Origin of the sequence: Mycolicibacterium pulveris (assembly GCF_010725725.1) — a bacterium.
GTDB classification, from domain to species: Bacteria; Actinomycetota; Actinomycetes; order Mycobacteriales; family Mycobacteriaceae; genus Mycobacterium; species Mycobacterium pulveris.
Window position 1 is genome coordinate 3,033,935 of the sequence record NZ_AP022599.1, and the last position, 20,421, is coordinate 3,054,355.

General features: G+C 67.3%; 24 protein-coding genes, 1 tRNA gene and 1 pseudogene. 11 read left to right on the forward strand and 15 right to left on the reverse strand.

Features of this window, described 5'->3' with window-relative positions; translation table 11 throughout:
- Nucleotides 1–103: 103 nt before the first annotated feature.
- The gene (locus G6N28_RS14670) at nucleotides 104–841 is read left to right on the forward strand and encodes a cutinase family protein (protein ID WP_163901402.1); all 738 of its coding nucleotides are present in this window, start codon (nucleotides 104–106) and stop codon (nucleotides 839–841) included.
- A gap of 12 nt (nucleotides 842–853) precedes the next feature.
- Here G6N28_RS14670 and G6N28_RS14675 read toward each other — a convergent pair whose 3' ends face one another.
- Nucleotides 854–1,222 carry a histone-like nucleoid-structuring protein Lsr2 gene (locus G6N28_RS14675; RefSeq protein WP_220097460.1) on the reverse strand — a complete coding sequence of 123 codons (369 nt, stop codon included), beginning with the start codon at nucleotides 1,220–1,222 and terminating at the stop codon, nucleotides 854–856.
- Nucleotides 1,223–1,701: 479 nt separating this feature from the next.
- Here G6N28_RS14675 and G6N28_RS14680 point away from each other — a divergent pair, with 479 nt between their 5' ends.
- From G6N28_RS14680 to G6N28_RS14700, 5 genes are all read left to right on the forward strand, one after another.
- Nucleotides 1,702–2,250 (forward strand): hypothetical protein, encoded by a 549-nt coding sequence (locus G6N28_RS14680; protein WP_163901406.1) that lies wholly within the window; start codon nucleotides 1,702–1,704, stop codon nucleotides 2,248–2,250.
- A 112-nt stretch (nucleotides 2,251–2,362) separates the two neighbouring features.
- A complete protein-coding gene (locus tag G6N28_RS14685) occupies nucleotides 2,363–3,754 on the forward strand; it encodes a PepSY-associated TM helix domain-containing protein (RefSeq protein WP_235674575.1) in 1,392 nt (463 codons plus the stop codon).
- Entirely contained in the window at nucleotides 3,747–4,268 is a 522-nt protein-coding gene (locus G6N28_RS14690; RefSeq protein WP_163901408.1) for a copper chaperone PCu(A)C, read from the forward strand. Before G6N28_RS14685 ends, G6N28_RS14690 begins: the two co-directional genes overlap by 8 nt.
- Nucleotides 4,261–5,487, forward strand: coding sequence for a Dyp-type peroxidase (locus G6N28_RS14695; RefSeq protein WP_163901410.1), 1,227 nt, complete (start codon nucleotides 4,261–4,263; stop codon nucleotides 5,485–5,487). Before G6N28_RS14690 ends, G6N28_RS14695 begins: the two co-directional genes overlap by 8 nt.
- Nucleotides 5,488–5,514: 27 nt before the next feature.
- Nucleotides 5,515–5,778: a hypothetical protein gene (locus G6N28_RS14700; protein ID WP_235674576.1), complete on the forward strand. Its 264-nt coding sequence runs from the start codon at nucleotides 5,515–5,517 to the stop codon at nucleotides 5,776–5,778.
- A 10-nt stretch (nucleotides 5,779–5,788) separates the two neighbouring features.
- Here G6N28_RS14700 and G6N28_RS27105 read toward each other — a convergent pair.
- The 13 genes and pseudogenes from G6N28_RS27105 to G6N28_RS14765 all read right to left on the reverse strand — a co-directional run bounded on the left by G6N28_RS27105 (nucleotide 5,789) and on the right by G6N28_RS14765 (nucleotide 14,939).
- Nucleotides 5,789–6,161, reverse strand: a pseudogene (locus tag G6N28_RS27105) (HNH endonuclease).
- A gap of 45 nt (nucleotides 6,162–6,206) precedes the next feature.
- Nucleotides 6,207–6,282 (reverse strand) — tRNA-Thr (locus G6N28_RS14710).
- A gap of 23 nt (nucleotides 6,283–6,305) precedes the next feature.
- Nucleotides 6,306–7,124: a hypothetical protein gene (locus G6N28_RS14715; protein WP_163901412.1), complete on the reverse strand. Its 819-nt coding sequence runs from the start codon at nucleotides 7,122–7,124 to the stop codon at nucleotides 6,306–6,308.
- A 76-nt stretch (nucleotides 7,125–7,200) separates the two neighbouring features.
- The gene (locus tag G6N28_RS14720; protein ID WP_163901415.1) at nucleotides 7,201–7,605 is read right to left on the reverse strand and encodes an HIT family protein; all 405 of its coding nucleotides are present in this window, start codon (nucleotides 7,603–7,605) and stop codon (nucleotides 7,201–7,203) included.
- Between the two features lie 23 nt (nucleotides 7,606–7,628).
- A complete protein-coding gene (locus G6N28_RS14725) occupies nucleotides 7,629–8,477 on the reverse strand; it encodes an SDR family NAD(P)-dependent oxidoreductase (protein WP_235674577.1) in 849 nt (282 codons plus the stop codon).
- A gap of 7 nt (nucleotides 8,478–8,484) precedes the next feature.
- On the reverse strand, nucleotides 8,485–8,916 hold the full coding sequence (locus tag G6N28_RS14730; RefSeq protein ID WP_163901417.1) for a nuclear transport factor 2 family protein: 432 nt from the start codon (nucleotides 8,914–8,916) through the stop codon (nucleotides 8,485–8,487).
- Between the two features lie 5 nt (nucleotides 8,917–8,921).
- A complete protein-coding gene (locus G6N28_RS14735; protein ID WP_163901419.1) occupies nucleotides 8,922–10,049 on the reverse strand; it encodes an NDMA-dependent alcohol dehydrogenase in 1,128 nt (375 codons plus the stop codon).
- Between the two features lie 92 nt (nucleotides 10,050–10,141).
- A complete protein-coding gene (locus tag G6N28_RS14740; protein ID WP_163901421.1) occupies nucleotides 10,142–10,687 on the reverse strand; it encodes a Cif family virulence factor in 546 nt (181 codons plus the stop codon).
- Between the two features lie 2 nt (nucleotides 10,688–10,689).
- On the reverse strand, nucleotides 10,690–10,899 hold the full coding sequence (locus G6N28_RS14745) for a ferredoxin Fdx (protein ID WP_163901423.1): 210 nt from the start codon (nucleotides 10,897–10,899) through the stop codon (nucleotides 10,690–10,692).
- Between the two features lie 8 nt (nucleotides 10,900–10,907).
- Entirely contained in the window at nucleotides 10,908–12,260 is a 1,353-nt protein-coding gene (locus G6N28_RS14750) for a lanosterol 14-alpha demethylase (RefSeq protein WP_163901425.1), read from the reverse strand.
- Nucleotides 12,257–13,084: an SDR family oxidoreductase gene (locus G6N28_RS14755; protein WP_163901427.1), complete on the reverse strand. Its 828-nt coding sequence runs from the start codon at nucleotides 13,082–13,084 to the stop codon at nucleotides 12,257–12,259. The genes G6N28_RS14750 and G6N28_RS14755 overlap by 4 nt, the downstream gene beginning before the upstream one ends.
- Nucleotides 13,085–13,097: 13 nt before the next feature.
- Entirely contained in the window at nucleotides 13,098–14,309 is a 1,212-nt protein-coding gene (locus G6N28_RS14760; RefSeq protein ID WP_407664961.1) for a cytochrome P450, read from the reverse strand.
- A gap of 21 nt (nucleotides 14,310–14,330) precedes the next feature.
- Nucleotides 14,331–14,939, reverse strand: a complete 609-nt coding sequence (locus tag G6N28_RS14765) for a TetR/AcrR family transcriptional regulator (RefSeq protein ID WP_407664962.1) — start codon at nucleotides 14,937–14,939, stop codon at nucleotides 14,331–14,333.
- Between the two features lie 141 nt (nucleotides 14,940–15,080).
- Between G6N28_RS14765 and G6N28_RS14770 the strand changes: the two genes are divergently transcribed.
- From G6N28_RS14770 to G6N28_RS14790, 5 genes are all read left to right on the forward strand, one after another.
- Nucleotides 15,081–16,547, forward strand: a complete 1,467-nt coding sequence (locus tag G6N28_RS14770) for an aldehyde dehydrogenase (RefSeq protein ID WP_163901431.1) — start codon at nucleotides 15,081–15,083, stop codon at nucleotides 16,545–16,547.
- 88 nt (nucleotides 16,548–16,635) lie between these two features.
- Entirely contained in the window at nucleotides 16,636–17,388 is a 753-nt protein-coding gene (locus tag G6N28_RS14775) for an SDR family oxidoreductase (protein WP_163901434.1), read from the forward strand.
- Nucleotides 17,385–18,236: an NAD(P)-dependent oxidoreductase gene (locus tag G6N28_RS14780; protein WP_163901436.1), complete on the forward strand. Its 852-nt coding sequence runs from the start codon at nucleotides 17,385–17,387 to the stop codon at nucleotides 18,234–18,236. The genes G6N28_RS14775 and G6N28_RS14780 overlap by 4 nt, the downstream gene beginning before the upstream one ends.
- A 5-nt stretch (nucleotides 18,237–18,241) precedes the next feature.
- Nucleotides 18,242–18,694, forward strand: coding sequence for a carboxymuconolactone decarboxylase family protein (locus tag G6N28_RS14785; RefSeq protein WP_163901438.1), 453 nt, complete (start codon nucleotides 18,242–18,244; stop codon nucleotides 18,692–18,694).
- Nucleotides 18,684–19,910, forward strand: coding sequence for a hypothetical protein (locus tag G6N28_RS14790; protein ID WP_163901440.1), 1,227 nt, complete (start codon nucleotides 18,684–18,686; stop codon nucleotides 19,908–19,910). The genes G6N28_RS14785 and G6N28_RS14790 overlap by 11 nt, the downstream gene beginning before the upstream one ends.
- On the opposite strand, the gene G6N28_RS14795 is transcribed toward G6N28_RS14790, so the two are convergent.
- The gene (locus G6N28_RS14795) at nucleotides 19,907–20,413 is read right to left on the reverse strand and encodes an EspA/EspE family type VII secretion system effector (RefSeq protein WP_235674578.1); all 507 of its coding nucleotides are present in this window, start codon (nucleotides 20,411–20,413) and stop codon (nucleotides 19,907–19,909) included. The genes G6N28_RS14790 and G6N28_RS14795 overlap by 4 nt on opposite strands.
- Nucleotides 20,414–20,421 lie beyond the last annotated feature (8 nt).

Below are 20,421 nucleotides of genomic sequence, written 5' to 3' on the forward strand. Positions count from 1 at the left end.
CCGGCCGTGGTTTGACCAGCAAACGTTACGGGGTATTGGGTCACGGGGCGACGGCCGTCGTGCCTCTGATTGACGATGTCGATGTGACGTGTAGGAGTTGACTATGGACGTTCGGCGAACCGCTCGACTGCTCGCTACCGCGGCGGCTGCGTTCACGGCGCTGCTCGCAGGTCCTGTCCCGTTGGCGGCCGCGCAGCCGCCGCCCGGTCCCGCCCCGGCGCCCGCGCCGTGTCCCGATGTGCAGTTGGTCTTCGCGAGGGGGACCGCTGAGCTGCCCGGTGTCGGCGGTATCGGGCAGACCTACGTCGACGCCCTGCGGGCACAACTCGGCCCCAGGACGTTGGACGTCTACCCGGTCAACTACCCCGCCAGTAGCGCGTTCGGAGACCGAATTCAGTTCGCACGCACGGTGATCGACGGCATTCGCGATGCGGCGATCAAGGTCCAGGACACCGCGGCGAACTGCCCGGACACTCGGGTCGTGCTCGGCGGCTTCTCGCAGGGCGCGGTGGTTGCCGGCTATGTGACGGCGGCCGAGATCCCCGAGCAGATTCCCGCGGAGTACCGCGAGTTCATTCCGGAGCCGATGCCCGAGGAGGTCGCTGACCATGTCGCCGCGGTGGTGCTGATCGGCATGCCGTCGGATCAGTTCATGCGCGACATCGGCGCCCCGCCCGTCGTGATCGGCCCGTCCTATGTGGAAAAGACCCTGGAGCTGTGCGCCACCGACGACACCATCTGTAACGGCGTGCCCGCGGGCGGGCCGTCATTTGCGCACAACGTTTACGGCATCAACGGAATGGTCGGCGAAGCAGCGGCGTTCACCGTCGAACGGCTGTGAGCTGCCCGCGGCCTAGCTGAGCGGCTGCCGCACCTTCCTGGCGTGGGCTGCCTCGTACGCCTCGAGGACGTCGCGCGGGATCCGGCCGTGCACGGCCACGCCGTGGCCGTGCGTCCAGGCCCACTGGCGAATCGCCGCGCGGCGCATCGCGGCGGCCTCTGCCGAGTTCAGCGTCGTACTGAAAAGGTGTCGACGTTGGCGGGCCGCTGTTTGACGGGCCGTACTTATCCACGGAGCGAAGGCTTCGCGCAGTTTCGCGGCATTTTCCCGGGAGAGATAGATCTCATATCGGACGCCGTCCAATTCGAAAACGACTATCTCCTCAGCGGTGCTGATGCGGTCGAATTCGTCGACGAACACGACCTCGGCTGTCACTGTCATCCCCCCTTTACTGCAGCGTCTAGTGCAGCGTTCGCGCCGACGAACCGCAGCCCACCAAAAGGAGAGTGCGCGCATTGCCAGCGCTACACCCCTCGTCGCATTTCGAAGCGCTGGCTGCATTTGCGCATTTCCACGTATGGCGAGCGCGAGTGCAGTTAGGGGCAAAGTACCCCGGCACGGCCGCACGTGAGGGTGGGTTTGCCAAAAAAATTGACGCGAGCGTCGATCGCAATGAATCGCCGTAAAGCACGTCGGATCCGCAAGGGCAGATCAGCGCGCCGACTGCCGATTGCCAGCAAACAACCGGCGTCCCAATGGTTGAACACGCAAAATCCGCATCTTCATATGAGACTCGCTAATTGCGAAATGGCGGCATGCACATCGTTCGCCCGGGAATGCGGCCGAGAATGCACGGGGATTGAGCGCCGCGGTCCAAGCTCTACTAATCGCTGTAGTAGGCGCGCGGTATGGTTCGTTCTGTGAGCACCCCGAGAGCACGCGCCCGCCTGTTGCGCGGTGGCCTGGTCGGCGGGTGTTCGGCGTTGTTGACCGTCGGTGCGCACACCGCCGTCGACGATCGTGTGCCCCACGGCGCTGCGCTGATGGTTGTCCTGCTGCTGTGCGCCACCGCGGGCGCTGTGGCGGGCACCGTGGCGGCGCCTCGTGGGCACGGCGCGCTCCTCGGCGTGATCGCCGCGCTGGGCGGCGCCCAGCTGCTCGGACACTGGGCACTGGCGCTGTTCGGCGGGCATCACCATGGCCTCGCCGGGTTGGGGATGTCGCCGTCGATGGCGGTCGCCCACGCCGCCGCGGCACTCGTGCTCGGAGCGGCGATCGCCGCGGTCGAGTACCTCTACGTCGTTTGCGAGTCGGTGCTGTGCTGGTTGCGGCTGTTCACGCTCGGTGCCGTGCGCGCCACATCGCGTGCCCGACACTGGGCCACCAATAACGTTGTCGCGCAGCCTGACCTGCTGCGCTCCGGGTTGGGCATGCGTGCTCCGCCGGTCGGTGTCGCTTCTTCGTTCTAGACGAAACCTCGTTTCTTCGCCATCGCGCCGATGGCTGCCTTGCGAGCCGTATCCGTGTTGCACCCGTTGCTGCGTCGAGACGCAGCCTTATCTGCGAAAGCTTCTTCCACCCATGACAATTCCCAAGCCCAGCAGCGGCGGGCGTGCCCTGCTGATGCGCCTGCACTTCTACGCGGGCGTGTTCGTCGGCCCTTTCATCCTGATCGCGGCGGTGACCGGACTGCTCTACGCGCTGATCCCGCAGATCGACAACGCGGTGTATCGCCACGCGCTGACCGTCGACCGCGTCGGTGACCAACCCCTGGCGCTCGCCGACCAGATCGCTGCCGCGCGCACCGCGTATCCCGCCGGCACCGTCGAAAACATCCGGCCCCCGAACACCGTCGACGAGACCACGCAGGTCAGGTTGCGGGTCGACGACGTACCACCGGACTACGCGCGCACCGTGTTCGTCGACCCTTACACCGGAGAGGTCCGCGGCGCGTTGACCACCTACGGGCAGTGGCTGCCGCTGCGGGCATGGTTCGACGAACTGCACCGCACCCTGCACCTGGATGCCCTCGGGCGAAACTACAGCGAACTGGCCGCCAGCTGGTTGTGGGTGATTTCGCTTGCCGGGCTGGCACTCTGGTACCTCCACCGCCGGGACAGCGGAAAGCTGCGACGCCTGGCACTGCCCGACCGCGACAAGAAGGGCCGTCGCCGAACGCTTTCCTGGCACGGTGCGGCCGGGGTGTGGATCCTCGTCGCGCTGCTCGGGCTGTCGGTCACCGGGATCACGTGGTCGCGCCACGCCGGCGAATCCGTCGACCTCATCCAGCGGAGCCTGAACACCACCGCGCCCACCGTGAACACCGCACTGGGTCAGCGCGGCGACCCGGACATCACAACGGCGACGCACCGACATGGAGGCACTGGTGACACCTTGCTGTACGGCGCCGACACGGCGATGCGTGCCGCCGAACGGGCGGGCCTGAAAGGGCCGATCTGGATGTACCCGCCCGTCGAGCACGGACAGGGCTGGCGCGTCGAGGAGAACAAGCGCGACTGGCCCACCCGCCACGACGCCATCTCGGTGGACCCCGACAGCGGCGCCGTCACCGACCGGGTGAACTTCGCCGACTGGCCGGCTCTGGCCAAGCTCACCGATTGGGCCATCGACGCGCACATGGGTGTCCTTTTCGGTTGGCCCAACCAGATTCTCCTGGCGCTCACCGCGATCGGGCTCATCGCGATCGTCATCCGTGGCTACCAGATGTGGTGGCAGCGCCGCCCGACGCGAGGGTCTGCGTGGGCGGTCGGCCGTCCGCCGCTGCGCGGAGCGATCCGCCGCCTGCCGACGCCGTCGGTCGTCGCAGCCGTCGTCGCCGCGGGGGCACTCGGGTGGTTTCTGCCGCTGTTCGGGCTGAGCCTGGCGGCTTTCGTCATCGTCGATCTGCTGATCGGCGCGGTCAAACAACGGCGCGCTGCCGCCGACAAGGAGAAGGAGTTCTCGGATGCGTAACTCAGGAATCGGGGCGTTCGGTGCCACGCTGGCCGTGGCCGCACTGCTGACGGCGGGCTGCACGTCGCAGACACACGAGGAGCCGCCGATGGCCGAGACGGTCACCGTCGAAGACCCGTGGGCCAGCGCGGCCGACGAAGGGATGGCCGCGGTCTTCGGCACGTTGACCAACACCGGTCACCACGACGCGCACATCGTGTCCGCCGAGTCATCGGTGGCGGGCCACGTCGAACTGCACGAGGTGACACCCGACGCCTCCGGCACGAAGACGATGCGCCCCAAGGACGATGGGTTCGTCGTTCCGGCGGGCGGCGCACGCGAGCTGGTGCCCGGTGGCGACCACGTGATGCTGATGGACCTGCACGAGCCGTTGCATCCCGGTGCGGATGTCGCGGTGACCGTGGTGTTCGAGGACGGTTCGACCCTGCCCGTCACCGCACAGGTCCGCGAGTTCGCGGGCGCCGACGAGGATTACCAGCCCGCCGAACCGGCTGCCCCGCATCACCATGGTTGAGCGGTCCCCGCGCGGCCGGTTCACCGTCAACAGGCGCCGCCTGCTCGTCGGAGGCGCCGCCGCGTTGGCAGGCAGTGCCGCCCTCACTCAGTGCGCACGGGGTCAACCCGACGAGGCACGAGGCGGATTCGGCGCCGAGGCCGAGCCGTTTTACGGAACGCATCAAGGGGGCATCGCCACGCCGCCGCAGGCGCACGCGCTGCTCGTCGCGCTTGATCTGAAACCACAGACCGGGCGCACGCCGCGGGACACCGTCGCGGCGATCCTGCGGCTGTGGACGGCAGACGCCTCCCGGCTCACCCAGGGCCGGCCCGCGCTGGCCGACACCGAGCCCGAACTGGCGCACCGGCCGGCACGGCTCACGGTCACCGTCGGCCTGGGCCCCGCGGTGTTCGACCGCATCGGTTTGGCGCACCTGCGACCGGCGACGGCGACCGACCTGCCGGAGTTCGGCACCGACCGGCTAGAACCCCAGTGGTGCGGCGGTGATCTGCTGTTGCAGATCTGCGCCGACGACCCCGTCGTCGTCGCGCACGCCGGCCGAGTCCTGCTCAAGAACGTCCGCACCATGGCGACGCAGCGGTGGCGTCAGAGCGGGTTTCGCGGCGCGCGCGGCTCGGACCCGTCGGGCGCGACGATGCGCAACATGATGGGACAGGTCGACGGCACCGTGAACCTGACCGACGCGGCGGCGTTCGACCGGCACGTGTGGGACCACGGCGCACAGCAGCGGTGGTTCGCCGGCGGCACGGTCGCGGTGGTACGACGAATCCGCGCTGAAATGGACACATGGGATCAGATCGACCGCGAGAGTAAGGAACTCGCGGTCGGTCGCCGGCTCGACAACGGGGCCCCGCTGACCGGGGAGCAGGAGTTCGACGAGCCCGATCTCACCGCGAGCGTCAACGGCATCCCGGTGATTCCACCGAACTCCCATGTCGCGCTGGCCAGGCCGCGCAGCGAGGACGAGCAGTTCCTGCGTCGGCCCTACAACTACGATGACCCGCCGTCCGGCGGGCAGACCACCGACAGCGGCCTGATCTTCGTCACCTACCAACGAGACCCGGCCAGACAGTTCGTTCCGGTGCAGCAGCGCCTGGCCGACGGTGACGCGCTCAACGAGTGGATCACCACGATCGGCTCCTCGGTGTTCGCGATCCTGCCGGGTGTCGAGGACGGCCAGTACCTGGGCCAAGCACTCCTGGAATCGGCGTCGTGACGACACGGACGGCGTAGCCTGGGGTTCGTGTGGTCACGCGCATTGATCGTGGGCGCGATGTGTGCCGTAGCGATCGTTGCCGCGCCCGTCGCGGCTGCGGATCCTGTGACGTATCCGGACACCGACGCCAACGGCGTTCCGATGAACAGGTCAGGTGGACCCGTGCCGACGATGAACGGCATCCCCTGCGTGGGCGGACACTACGGGGTGTGCTTCTCGTTCGCGCAGAACCAGCCCGTGCCCAAGAAGCCGCAGGCGATCGTCGGCCACAGCCCGACGGTGACGAACTAGCGAGGCGGGTTCAGTACGACTGCCCGTTGGCGTACCGCTGCCGGCGAAAGTGGCGCCCCTTGCCGCGGTTCCGGCTCTTGTATGTCGGTAGCTGCGAGTCACAGTCCGGACAGACCAGCCGCAAATTTTCCCGTCGATTGTTGGTCGGGTCGCCGTGATCCAACACCAAGGTGAGGGGCAGGCCCACCGCAGCAACCTCCCTGAGCGTCGACGAGATATTGCCGAATGTAGTGCTGGCGGCGGCCGCAGATCGACGCCTCGCCGGATTCGAGCCAACGCTTCGTCTGCGTGTCGCGCCGGGCCGACACCTGACATGCATTGCTGCAGTAGACCTTCTGGCTGCGCTTCAAGAGTGGGGAACCGCAACCGCGACACTGTCTCATGATTTGAAGCTACGAGCGGGTACCGACAAAAACGCGGCGGCCGGTTGGAGCCTCCTATCGGAATCGAACCGATGACATTCCGCTTACAAGGCGAACGCTCTACCAACTGAGCTAAGGAGGCCTGCGAGACCCAAGCTTATCGGGTCACTCCTCGGCTTCGATGATGCGCTGGGACGTCACCGTCCGCGACGTCGTCCGCGCGCGCGGTCGGCGCCCCGGTAGCGGGATCCGGTCGGCGATGTTGCTCAGCGGATTGACCACCTGGGCCAGCGTGACGACGGCTTCGTGCAGGGCGTCGATCGTCGGCCCCAGCGCCTCCAACCCCGGGGCCAACCGGTTGAGGGTGTCGGCGACGTCGGCCAGCTTCAGCAGCGGCCCGTCCGGGTCGGTCAACGTGTCGAGCAGGCCCCCTTCGGCGAGCAGCCGGTCGGCGACCCCGTCCTCGCGCAGCACCCGCTCGATCAGGCCGTCGTTGGCCAGCAGCTGATCGGCCAGCCCGCCCGGCGCGATGACCCGCGACAGCGCGCCGTCCTCGGTGGTCATCCGGTCGATCAAGCCGCCTTCCGACGCGACCTGGTCCACCAGCCCGCCGGGCGCCAACGCCCGGGCGACGGGCCCGTTCTCCGCGGTCACCCGGTCCAGCAGGCCGCCCTCCTCGGTGAGCTGATCCACGATGCCGCCGGGCTGCAGCAGTCGGTCGATCGGACCGTTGGGCCGTAACGCCCGGCCCAGCGGTGCGTCGTCGTCCAGCAGCCTGGCCAGCCGATTCGCGCGTTCGACCGCGTCGTCGAGGCCCAGCATGTGGGCCACCGAGGCGTTGCGCGCGGCGGTGTTCGCGTCACCGAGCGATCGCTGCGCCATCCCGAGCGCGCCGCTGGCCATGGAGATCCCCGCGTCGGCCATGGCTAGCCCGACGCGTACCGGGGCCGTCGCCAGATCCGTCACGGCTTTGCCGAGGTTCATCGCCCCAGTCTAGAGACTGCGACTTGTGTGCGTTTTGCTGCGCTGAAGCGCGCTCAAACGCACACAAATCGCCGAATCAGGTCAGTTCGGCCAGGGCGGCCTTGATCTTGGCCTGCGCCTCGTCAAGCGATTCCGGTGAGGGGTTGCGATCGACGTGGGCGAACCCGAAATCGGTCAGGTTGTAGGCCGGAAAGACATGCACGTGCAGGTGCGGCACTTCGAGTCCGGCGATGATCACCCCGGCCCGCTCGGCGCCGAACGCCTTGCACACGGCTTTGCCGATGAGCTGGCAGACCTCCATGACACGGCCGAACATCGCCGGCTCGATCTCCTGCCAATGGTCGATTTCGGCCCGCGGCACCACCAACGTGTGGCCCTGCGTCATCGGTTCGATCGTCAGGAACGCGACGATCTCGTCGTCCTCGTACACGAACCTGCCGGGAAGCTCCCCGTTGATGATCTTGGTGAAGACCGTTGCCATGGGTCAGAGCATAGTGATCGCGGCTAGCCCTGATGGATGAGCTCGTGCAGGTCGTCGACCGACCACGGCGGCGAGTCGCGATGGTCGCGGTAGGCGATGACGGCCGGGGTCGGCCGGTCGAACCGGCCGACGAAACCACCCGCGGCGATGAAGATCTGTCCCGTCACATCCTTGGCCAGATCACCGGCCAGATAGGCGTACACGGGTGCCGCAAACTCCGGCGGCGGGGCGTCGAGCGCGGCCTGCGTGCTGGCGTCGTCCAGCAGCCCACGCGCATTGAGCGCCTCGATGTGCGCCCGGTACTCCTGCCCGGTCGACAACCTGGTCTTGGCGCCCGGGCAGACGACGTTCGCGCGGACGCCGTGCTCCTTCAGCTCGGCCGCGAGCGCCATCGTCAGCGCGTTGACACCGCCCTTGCCCGCCGGATAGCCGGTCCCGCCGTAGTCGCCGAGAAACGCGAAGGAGCTGGTGTTGACGATGGCCCCGCCGCCCTGCGCGACCATCCGCGGCGCCGCGGCGCGGCAGGTCTCGAACACCGTGCCGAGATGCGCGTCGAGCAGTTCACGAAACTGAGCGCTGGTGACCTTCAGGATCGATTCGGCGGCCAGCCCCGCGGTGCCCGCGCAGTTGACGAGGATGTCGACGCGGCCGAACTCGTCTACGCACTTGTCGATCAGTGCGTCGGCCACCTGCGACTCGGCGGGGGAGCCGGCCATCCCTACTGCATTCGGAATACGTTGGGCCGCTTCCGATACCGCGTCGGCGGCGCGTCCGTTGACCACCACGCCTGCGCCTTGCGCTGCGAGCAGTTCGGCCACCGCGAGCCCGATACCGCGCGAGCCGCCGACGACGACGGCGCCGCGCCCGGTCAACGGCGTGCTAATTGCTCTGGTCCACCTGGCCGAACTGCATGGCGTCCATGTTCCAGTAGCCGCGCAGATTGGACAGCAAGCCGTCGTCGTTGACCTTGTAGGTGAACACCCCGCGCACGGTGCTGGTCATCCCGTTCTCGAACTTGCTGCGCAGCACCAGGATATGCGCGATCTCGGTCGGTGAACTCGACGGGAACGTCTCCTCGCAGGTGATGCGCAGGTCGTTGGAGGCGATGTTGGCGTCGAAGAACGCCGCGACGGCCTCCTTACCGCGGATCCCGGTTCCGTCCGGGTTCGTGATGGCCTGGCCGATCGGATCCTCGATGACGACGTCGTCTGCCATCAGGGCCAGCCAGCCTTCTTTGTCGTGGGCGTGCACGCAGCGCCACGAGTTCTGCGACGCGGCCAACGCCGGTGTCGTTGCGACGGTGTCGGTCATGGCGGTTACCGGTCGTCGTCGGTGTAGCGGATGACGCCGCGAATGTTGCGCCCCTCCAACATGTCCTGGTAGCCCTCGTTGATCTGCTCCAGCTTGTACTGGCGGGTGATCATGTCATCGAGGTTGAGCTTGCCCGCCTTGTACATCGTCAGCAGCTGCGGAATGTCGTAGTGCGGGTTGCCGCCGCCGAAGATGGTGCCCTGCAGGTTCTTCTGCATGAGCGTGAGCATCGCCAGGTTGAGCGTGACCTGGGTGTCCAGCAGGCTGCCGATCGCGGTGGCCACACACGTGCCGCCCTTGGCGGTGATGTTCATGTAGTTCTCGATGTCGGCGCCGTGCAGCTCGCCGACCGTGACGATCACCTTGTGCGCCATCAGGCCCATGGTGACCTCGGCGATCCCCATCATCGCCGTCTCGATATCCGGATAGACGTGCGTCGCACCGAATTTCAGTGCCTGATCACGCTTCCACTCGACCGGCTCGATGACGAAGATGTAGCGGGCGCCCGCATTGACGGCGCCCTGCAGCGCTGCCATCCCCACCCCGCCGACGCCGACCACCGCGACGTCCTGGCCGGGCCGGATGTCGGCGGTGCGGGTGGCCGAGCCGTAGCCGGTCGTGACCCCGCAACCGACCAGGCAGGCCACCTCGAACGGAATCGACGGGTCGATCTTCACGACCGAGCTCTTGTGCACGACCATGTACGGCGAGAAGGTGCCCAGCAGCGTCATCGGGAACACGTTCTGGCCCTTGGCCTGAATCCGGAAGGTGTTGTCGGAGACCGCCGCGCCGTTGAGCAGGCCGGCCCCCAGGTCGCACAGGTTGCGCATCCCCGCCTGACAGGACGGACAGGTGCCACAGGACGGGATGAACGACAGCACCACGTGGTCGCCCGGAGCGAGGTTTTCCACGCCCGGCCCGACCTCGGTGACGATGCCGGCGCCCTCATGGCCGCCGAGCACGGGAAACCCGCCCATCGGGATGCCGCCGGTCACCAGGTGGTGGTCGGAGTGGCACATCCCCGACGCTTCCATCTGGATCTTGACCTCGTCCTTGACGGGGTCGCCGATCTCGATCTCCTCGACCGACCACGGTTGATTGAAGTCCCAGATGAGCGCGCCCTTTGTCTTCATTCGTACGTGCCTTCCGTTTGAGCTTGTGTCCACAGACTAGAGCCATTAGTTAGGCCCGTCACGGGCACCCCCAAGCAACTGCTTGGCCGGGTTCACCACAGCGGCGCGGGCGCCTGTCCGAGCGGGTAGTAGCCCGGCAGCTTCTCGCCGGCCAGCGACCGCTCGATGCGCTTCTGCATCCCTTCCGAGAGGTCACCGGACTCGATCAGCTTCGCGTACCCCTTGGCCACGTGCCCGAAGTCGAACCAGTCGCGCTGCCATTCGATCTTGAGGTCGGCATTCAGCCGGAACCAGCTGCCGCCGATGCCGTAGATCTCGTCCTGGGTGCCGTCGGACTTGTTGACGATCTGCTTCCAGAAGCCGACGATCTCACCGATCTTGTCGTCGATCAGCACCCGCTGGTACTCGTAGACCCAGTTCTCCAGGCCCTCCATCTCCAGGCCCAGGGCCACCTCGCGGATCTCGTCGCGGCCCACGCACATCACGTCCTCTTTGGGACCGATGTTCCAGCCGTAGGTGGCGTCGTCGGTGTAGAACTCCGCCAACGGCTTCCAATCGCCGTTGCGTTCGGCCTCCCGGTTGGCTTCCAGCCACTGCTCGACCCATTTCTCGAGCTGTTCACGCGGCAATGACGGCACTGTCAGTCTCCTTTTTCTCTGATGGACAAGGCTTGGGTGGGACACTGCGCGACGGCCTCCTCGACCTGCGCGCGGGCTTCGTCGGGCGGCTCGGGGTCGAGGATCTCCACCTTGCCGCGTTTGGGCACCCGGAAGTAGTCCGGTGCCTCCAGCTCGCACATCGCGTGGCCCTGGCACAGGTCCAGGTCGACTTCGACTCGGTAGCAACCCATTTCGGTGCCTACTTCTTGCGTCGGCGGTAGCGAGCCTTGGCGGGACGCTGTAGCTGCACGACCATCTTGGAGTGGTCGTTGCGGTACGTGTCGGGCGGCTGCGCCATCTCGAACTCATACTCGCGCAAAAGAACCGAGAAGATCGCCTTGATCTGCATCTGCGCGAACGCCGCGCCGACGCAGCGGTGCCGTCCCGCCCCGAACGGGATCCAGGTCCAGCGGTTGACGATGTCGGCCTGCTCGGGTTTGTTGTAGCGCTCGGGGCGGAACGCGTCGGGGTCGGGGAAGTCCTCGGGGATCCGGTTGCTGATGGCGGGCGAGGCGGCGACGAAATCACCCTTGTGGATGGGGAAACCGGCCACCTCGAACTCGCCCTGGGCCACCCGCATCAGGATGATCAGCGGCGGATGCAGCCGCAGCGTCTCCTTGAGCACGTTGTCGAGCTTGGGGATCTGACGCAGCGCGTGGAAGCTGACCTCCTGGCCGTCGGCGTAGAGCTCGTCGAGCTCGGCCTGCACCTCGGCGTAGATCTCGGGGTGGCGGATCAGCTCGATCAGCGTCCACGCCGAGGTCCCCGAGCTGGTGTGATGACCGGCGAACATCAGCGAGATGAACATGCCGGTGATCTCGTCGGCGGAGAATCGGGGGTTGCCGTCCTCGTCGTTGATCGACACCAGCACGTCGAGCATGTCGCGGTCGGACTTGTCCTTCGGCGGGTTGGCCAGCCGCTGGTTCATGATCTCCTGCACCAGCCCGACGAGTTTCACACGCGCTTCATCGCGGCGCCGGAAACTCTCGATCGGCAGGTACGGGTCGACGTAGCACAGCGGGTCGGTGCCGCGCTCGAGGTCGTGGTAGTACTCGGCGAACCGGTGGTCGAGTTGGTTGCGGAACTTCAACCCGATCAGACAGGCCGTCGAGGTGTAGATCGTCAACTCGGCGAAGAAGTCCAGCAGTTCGATCTCACCCTCGTCGCCCCAGTCGGCGATCATCTTGCGGACTTCGCCCTCGATGGTGGTGGCGTGGCTCTTCATGTGCTCGCCGCGCAGCGCGGAGTTGTGCAGCATCTCCCTGCGCCGCTCGGGGCTGGCGTCGAACACCACGCCCTTGCCGAAGATCGGCGTCATGAACGGATACGCCTCGGCTTGGTCGAGGTCCTCGTCGGCGGACCGGAAGAAGAACTCGTTGGCCTCCGCGCCCGACAGCAGGATGACGGGTTTGTCGACGAGCTGGAAGTACCCCACGTCGCCGCACTCGTCGCGCACGCGCTGCATCAACCCGATCGGGTCGGTGCGGAACTCCTCGAGGTGGCCGTGCTCTTCCTCACCGCCGGATACCCGGGGCACGATCGCGGTCGTCATGGCTTTAGGTTCTCCTCGTTCAGCTTCAGCTGTTGGCGTTCGGCGGGTGCGGTGGTCAACGGGGCTTCGGGCTGAAGCTCCATGTTCGCGACGAACCCGCCGCGTGGCGTCTCGGCCACGAACGTGATGGCGCGGGCCAGGTCCGAGGCCCGCAGGAAATAGTCGTGCCGGGCCTGCCCCCACTTGGCCCAATCCTCAAGGGCCGGACCGATCTTCTCGGCGGGCAGGCTCCAGCCCATGGCGGTCTTGGTGGGGCCGGGGTGCACGAGCGATGCGCGCACGCCAGTGCCCTCGAGTTCCATCTGCAGGTTGTTGACCATCGCCACCAGACCGGCCTTGGCCGCGCCGTAGGCCCCCATGTGTGGGCGCTGGCGCAGCGCGACATCGGAGCCGACGAAGATCAGGTCACCGCGCCGGCGCTCGATCATCCCCGGCAACACCGCGGTGGCCAGGCGGTTGGCGCCGACGAGGTGGATCTGCAGCTGTGACTCGAACTCGTCGGTGCTGATCTCGTAGAGCTTGCCGAAGAAGGTGTCACCGGCGCCGGCGACCAGCACCTCGATCTCCCCGAGTGCCTCGACCGATTGGGCGACAAAGGATTTGACCGAGTCGGCGTCGGTGACGTCGAGGTGGAACCCGACGGCTTCACCGCCCTCGGCCCGGATCTTGGCCACCAGCTCGTCGAGCTTCTCGACCCGACGTGCCCCGACGGCGACCGGAAACCCGCGTGCCGCCAGTTGCAGCGCGGTGGCCTCTCCGATCCCCGACGACGCGCCCGCCACGATGGCGGGGCGTCGTTTCGGAAGTGGTTCGAAGCGCGGCATTTACGCGTACCCCTTATTTGGTTTCGACGGTGATGGGCAGGTGAGCGAACCCGCGGACGTTGCTCGAGTGCACGCGCACGGCGTTGGCCTCGTCGACCTCGTAGCCACGGATTCGTTTGAACAGTTCGGTCAGCGCGACCCGCGCCTCCATGCGGGCCAGGTGTGCGCCCAGGCAGAAGTGGGCGCCGCTGCCGAAGCTCATGAGCTTGGACCCGATGTCGCGACCGATGAGGTACGTGTCGGGATCGTCGAACACCCGCTCGTCACGGTGCGCGGACCCCGGCAGCAGCAACACGACGTCGCCGTCGGGAATCTTGGTGTCGTACAGGGTGAGATCGCCGACCACGGTGCGCGCGAGGATCTGGCTGGAGGTGTCGTAGCGCAACGTCTCCTCGACCCACAGCGGCACGCGGTCCAGATCGGCGTAGACGGGGGTCAGCTGGTCGGGGTTCCGGTGGCCCCAGAATGCCGCGTTGGCAAGCAGTTTGGTGGTGGTCTCGTTGCCGGCGATGACCATCAGGAACATGAACCCGAGGATTTCGTCGTCGGTGAGCCGGTCACCGTCGATCTCGGCCTCGAGAAGGGCGGTGGTGAGGTCGTCGGTCGGCTTCTTGCGGCGCTCGGCCACCATCTCCTGGTAGTAGACGATCAGGTTGATCGAGGCTTCCACGGCCGCCGGGGGCACGTCGGTGACACCCTCTTCGCGGTGCATGACACCGTCGGCCCACGCCCGCACCCGGGGGCGGTCGGCTTCGGGCACCCCCATCAGCTCGGAGATGACGTCCATGGGCAGCTTGCCCGCGAATTCGTCGACATAGTCGACGGTTCCGGAGCCGGCCTTCTCCAACATGGCGTCGAGGTGCCGCACCGCGATCTCGGTGACCCTGGGCTCGAGTTCACGGATGCGACGCGGGGTGAAGCCCTTGGAGACCAGGGTGCGCAACCGCAGGTGTGCGGGGTCGTCCATGGCCAGAAACGACATCGTCTTCGACGCGTGCGGGCCGCGCGAGGCCGGATCCAGTGACACGCCGTACTTGTTGGACAGCGTCGTGCTGTTGCGGAAGCCGGCCAACACATCGGCGTGCCGCGACAGCGCCCAGAACCCGAGCTCGTCGTTGCGGTACAGCGGCGCCTCGTCGCGCAGCCGCTTGTAATAGGGGTAGGGGTCTTCGTGGAAGTCGTAGTCGTAGGGGTCCAGCACCAGGTCGCTGGCCGGCACTGTCACTGTTCTTCTCCCAGGCTTCATCTATGGATCCTCTCCGAGGATCAGGCCGACCACATAGCTGAGACGGTCGGCGATCTGGCGATAGGTGAAGGCGCCGCTGCCCGCGTTGACCAGCGCGCCGAAGAACGTCATCTCCAGCGCGGACAACGCGCGTGGGTCGGCGTCGGGGCCCATGGCCGAGCGGATGCGGCGATGGATCTCAGCGCCGATGCGCTCACGGACGCCGCGCACCGCCGGGTCGTTGCTGCTCAGCAGGGCCGTCGTGCAGGCGGCCGCGACTTCGGGTTCGTCGGCGACCATCAGCGCCATGCTGCGCAGCGTCTTCTCCACACGGGTCAACCGGCTTTCGTTGACGTCGGTGAAGTACGGCACCTGACGCATCAGGTCCAGGTAGACCTCGGCGATCAGATGGTTCTTCGACGAGAAGTAGGTGTAGGCCGTGGCCGGGGCGACCTTGGCGCGAGCGGCGACCCCGCGCACCGTCAGGTCGGCGTACGAGGACTCGCGCAGCATCTCCATACCCGCGGCGAGCACCCTGCGGAAGGTTTCCTCCTGACGCCGGTTGCGCGTCGTCCCCCCGGCCGCCTCGGTGGCTGGGCCGCTGATCGCAACCGCTGGATCGCTGGACACGTGTCCAAGTTATCCGATGAGGGCATCGGCGGGCAAGCACGCAGGTAGAAGATGCCACGCTTGCCAGGCCCGATCACGGGGGACTATGGTTCGACTGATGTGTTCCGGACAGTTGTCCAGCAGCGTTCGATCGGAGGCCGGATGGCACTGCTAGCCAATCGCGAGAGTCAGTTGTTCATCGACGGCAAGCTCGTCGCGGGTAGTGCAGGCACGTTCCCCACGATCAACCCGGCCACCGAGGAGGTGCTCGGCGTCGCGGCCGACGGGAGCGCCGAGGACATGGGCCGCGCGATCGAGGCGGCGCGGCGCGCGTTCGACGAGACCGACTGGTCGACGAACACCGAGCTGCGGGTGCGCTGCGTGCGTCAGCTGCAGCAGGCGATGACCGAGCGCGTCGAGGAACTTCGGGAGATCACGATCGCCGAGGTGGGAGCGCCGCGGATGCTCACATCGGCCGCACAGCTCGAAGGACCGGTCGCCGACCTGAGCTTCTGCGCCGACACCGCCGACAACTACCAGTGGACAACCGATCTCGGGGTCGCCGAGCCGATGGGGATCAAGACGCACCGCACGCTGGCCCGCGAGGCCGTGGGGGTCGTCGGGGCCATCACACCGTGGAACTTTCCGCACCAGATCAACCTGGCCAAACTCGGGCCCGCGCTGGCCGCGGGTAACACCGTCGTGCTCAAGCCGGCGCCGGACACCCCGTGGTGCGCGGCCGTGCTCGGCGAACTCATCGCCGAGCACACCGATATCCCGGCCGGTGTGGTCAACATCGTCACCTCCAGCGACCACGGTGTCGGCGCGCTGCTGTCCAAAGATCCACGGGTGGACATGGTTTCGTTCACCGGGTCCACGGCCACGGGTCGCAGCGTGATGGCTGACGGTTCGGCCACGCTCAAGAAGGTGTTCCTGGAACTCGGTGGCAAGTCGGCGTTCGTGGTGCTCGACGACGCCGATCTGGCCGGCGCCTGCTCGATGTCGGCGTTCACCGCGTCGATGCACGCGGGCCAGGGATGTGCGATCACCACCCGGTTGCTGGTGCCCCGGGCCCGGTACGACGAGGCCGTCGACGCCGCCGCGGCGACGATGGCCGGGATCAAGCCGGGTGATCCCAACGACGCCGGAACCGTTTGCGGACCGCTGATCTCGGCGCGCCAGCGCGACCGCGTGCAGGGTTATCTCGACTCGGCGATCGCCGACGGCGGCAGGTTCGCCGCCGGCGGTGGCCGACCCGCCGACCGCGACAAGGGGTTCTTCATCGAGCCCACCGTGATCGCGGACCTGGACAACAACGCCAAGGCGGCGCGCGAGGAGATCTTCGGCCCGGTGCTGACCGTGATCGCCCACGACGGCGACGACGACGCGGTGCGCATCGCCAACGACTCGCCCTACGGCCTGTCGGGCACCGTGTTCTCCGCCGACCCCGAACGCGCCGCGGGCGTCGCAGCCCGGTTGCGGGTCGGCACGGTGAACGTCAACGGCGGGGTGTGGTATTCGGCCGACGTGCCGTTCGGCGGGTACAAGCAGTCCGGCGTCGGCCGGGAGATGGGGCTGGCCGGCTTCGAGGAATACCTGGAAATCAAGGCGATCGCGACAGCGGTCTGACTTTTCACCCGCCGAACGTGGATTACCAGCACGTGAAAGAGCGAAATACGTGCATCAATCCCACACTCGGCAGCGAGGAAGGAACAGGATGGGGCAGTTCGACGACAAGGTCGCCATCGTCACCGGAGCCGGTGGCGGGATCGGCCAGGCCTACGCCGAGGCGCTCGCCCGTGAAGGCGCCGCGGTGGTGGTGGCCGACATCAACACCGAGGGCGCGCAGAAGGTCGCCGACGGCATCAAGGGCGAAGGCGGCACCGCGCTCGCGGTGCGCGTCGACGTGTCCGACCCGGAGTCGGCCAAGGAGATGGCCGCGCAGACGCTTTCGGAGTTCGGCGGCATCGACTACCTGGTCAACAACGCCGCGATCTTCGGCGGCATGAAGCTCGACCTGCTGCTCACCGTCGACTGGGACTACTACAAGAAGTTCATGAGCGTGAACATGGACGGCGCGTTGGTGTGCACCCGCGCGGTGTACAAGAAGATGGCCAAGCGCGGCGGCGGTGCGATCGTCAACCAGTCGTCCACGGCCGCATGGCTGTACGCGAACTTCTACGGCCTGGCCAAGGTCGGGGTCAACGGCCTGACCCAGCAGCTGTCGCGGGAACTGGGCGGGATGAACATCCGCATCAACGCGATCGCCCCTGGGCCGATCGACACCGAGGCCAACCGCACCACCACGCCGCAGGAGATGGTCGCCGACATCGTGAAGGGAATTCCGTTGTCGCGCATGGGTCAGACCGACGATCTGGTCGGCATGTGTCTGTTCTTGCTGTCGGACCAGGCCAAGTGGGTCACCGGCCAGATCTTCAACGTCGACGGCGGGCAGATAATCCGGTCATGAGCGACGATCTCAAGCTCGGGTACATCGGCCTCGGCAACATGGGGGCCCCGATGGCCAAGCGGCTGGTCGAGTGGCCGGGCGGGCTGGTCGTCTTCGACGTGCGCACCGAGGCGATGACCCCGCTTGCCGAACTCGGTGCGACGCTGGCCGACAGTGTCGCCGACGTCGCCGCCGCCGACATCATCAGCGTCACGGTGCTCAACGACGAGCAGGTGCGCGGGGTGGTCGGCGAGTTGGCCGCACATGCCAAGCCGGACACCGTGATCGCGATCCACTCCACGATCAGCCCCGAGACCGCCGTCGAACTCGCCGAACAGCTGAGGCCGCAACGCATCCACATCGCCGACGCCCCGGTCAGCGGCGGCGGCGGTGCGGCCGACAAGGGTGAGCTCGCGGTGATGGTCGGCGCCGACCGCGAGGTCTACGAGCGCATCAAACCGGCATTCAAGCAGTTCGCCTCGCTGGTGGTGCACGCCGGAGAGCCGGGTGCCGGCACCCGAATGAAGTTGGCGCGCAATATGTTGACGTTCACCAGCTACGTCGCGGCCTGCGAGGCGATGAAGCTGGCCGAGGCCGCGGGGCTGAGCCTGCAGGCGCTCGGGCGGGTGGTGCGTCACAGCGACGCGCAGAGCGGCGGGCCTGGCGCGATCATCGTGCGCGAGGACATGAAGAACCTGACGCCCGACCACTGGCTCTACGACGCGTTCACCCACACGCGGGGACTGGGCGAGAAGGACCTGAGCCTGGCACTGGCGCTCGGCGAGCAGACCCGCGTCGACCTGCCGCTGGCCGAACTCGCGCTGAAGAATCTTGCCGCCGGACTCGGCGTGCCGCACACGAAGGAGTGAGTGAGATGGACGAGCTGCGCCGAAAGGGCCTCGAGAAGATGAACGAGGTCTACGGCTGGGAGATGCCCGACATCGAGGGCGACCCGTACTTCGACCTCACCGTCGACCATCTCTTCGGGACCATCTGGACGCGTCCGGGCCTGTCGATGCGCGACAAGCGGATCATGACGCTGACCGCGGTGACCGCCGTCGGGAACTCCGAGCTCGCCGAGATCCAGGCCAACGCGGCGCTGGCCAACGGAGAGATGACCGAGGACGAGCTCAAGGAGATGGCGGTCTTTCTGACCCACTACCTCGGGTTCCCGCTGGGCTCGAAGCTGGACGGGGCCGTCAGCAAGGTGATCAAGACACGCAGGAAGGCGGCCGCAAAAGGACAAAGCGAGGACAAGAAAGCGAATGTCAACGCCGCGGTGAAGATGCACTCCGGCGGGACGGTGCACGACGAACATGACAAGTAGGTACGCCGAGCTGTCGCGGGACCAGTTGGCCAAGCTGGTTCCGGAACTGCTGCTGATCGGCCAGATGATCGACCGGTCCGGAATGGCCTGGTGCATCAGCAATTTCGGTCGCGAGGAGATGCTGCAGATCGCGATCGAGGAATGGATGGGCTCCAGCCCGATCTACACCAGGCGGATGCAGAAGGCGCTGCGCTACGAGGGCGACGACGTCATCACCATCTTCAAGGGCCTGCAGCTCGACATCGGCGCCCCGCCGCAGTTCATGGATTTCCGCTACACCGTGCACGACCGCTGGCACGGTGAGTTCCAGCTCGACCACTGCGGCGCGCTGCTCGACGTCGAACCGATGGGTGAGGACTACGTGCGCGGCATGTGCCACGACATCGAGGACCCCACCTTCGACGCCACCGCCGTCGCCACCAACCGCAAGGCGCAGATCCGTCCCATCCACCGTCCGCCGCGCGAGCCCGCCGACCGTGAACCGCATTGCGCGTGGACGGTGATCATCGACGAGTCCTATCCGCCCGTCGAGGACCACCCCGTGCTCGACGTGGTCCGCCGAACCCGCGCCGCGCGAATTGAACTCGACCCGATCGACCCCGATGACGAGGGCCAGGCGGACTACTCGGGGCCGCTGGTGTCGGACCTGGACTTCGCCGCGTTCTCCCGCTCGGCGCTGGTGCGCATGGCCGACGAGGTCTGCCTGCAGATGCACCTGCTGAACCTCTCGTTCGTCATCGCCGTCGGCAAGCGCGCGGGCACCGACACCGAGCTGGCCACCGACATCTGCACCAAACAGCTCATCGGCGTCGCGGGATTGGGCGCCGAGCGCATCCACCGCGCACTGGACCTGCCCGGCGGTATCGAGGGTGCGATGCGGGTGCTGCGCTTGCATCCGCTGCTGAACCCGGCCGCCTACGTCGACGCCGAGCTCGGGCCGGACGTCGCGCACCTGCGCCGCTCGTCCGCGCACGAGGACGGCGCGTGGGCCGCGTTGGTGACGCCGGACGAGAAGCGCCCGCTGCAGGCGATCGTCGCGGCCGTCGATCCCCACCTCGACGTGGAAATCGCCGGGGGAGCGCAGGATTGGACCGCGCGCGTCGTCGAAACCGACACCGCCGCCAAGGAGTTCTCGGAGGTGTCGGTGGCCAAGGTGAGCGGCGGGGCGACGTTCGCGTTCCAGCCGCGCAAGTCGCTGCCGCTCACCGTGCTCTAGGCATCGCGGTTGCCGTTGGCCAGCTCCTGATACTCGCCCGCCAGCGCGCGCATCCGCTCGGCGATGGCACACAGATCCTCGTGCGAACGTCGAACGATGTCCGCGACGTCGCCGGCCCCCTTGCTGACCACGGGCCAGATCGTCGGCTCGCGGGCATCCGGCGGGGACGTGCTTGCCGTCGCGTCGAGCACCCACTGCTTGACGGCATCCAGGTCGCGACGGCCGGCCGCGACCACGGCCGCGGAGCGATCCAGCTCGGCGGCCAGCCGCCGATCCAGGTCGGCCATCGCGCCGAGTGTCCGGCCGTGGCGCAGGTTGGCATCCGCGTACGTGTCCGCCGAGGTGCCGGTCCAGTCGGCGGCGGGCGCGGCGGACTCCACGTCGGCTTGCAGCGACCGCAGCTGCGCGCTTCGATCGAGCTCGGCGCCGGTGTGCGGATCGTCCTCGCCGAACGTGGCGCGCGCACGCGACCACGTCGTCAAGAAACCCTCCAAGGCGTCCACGATCATCA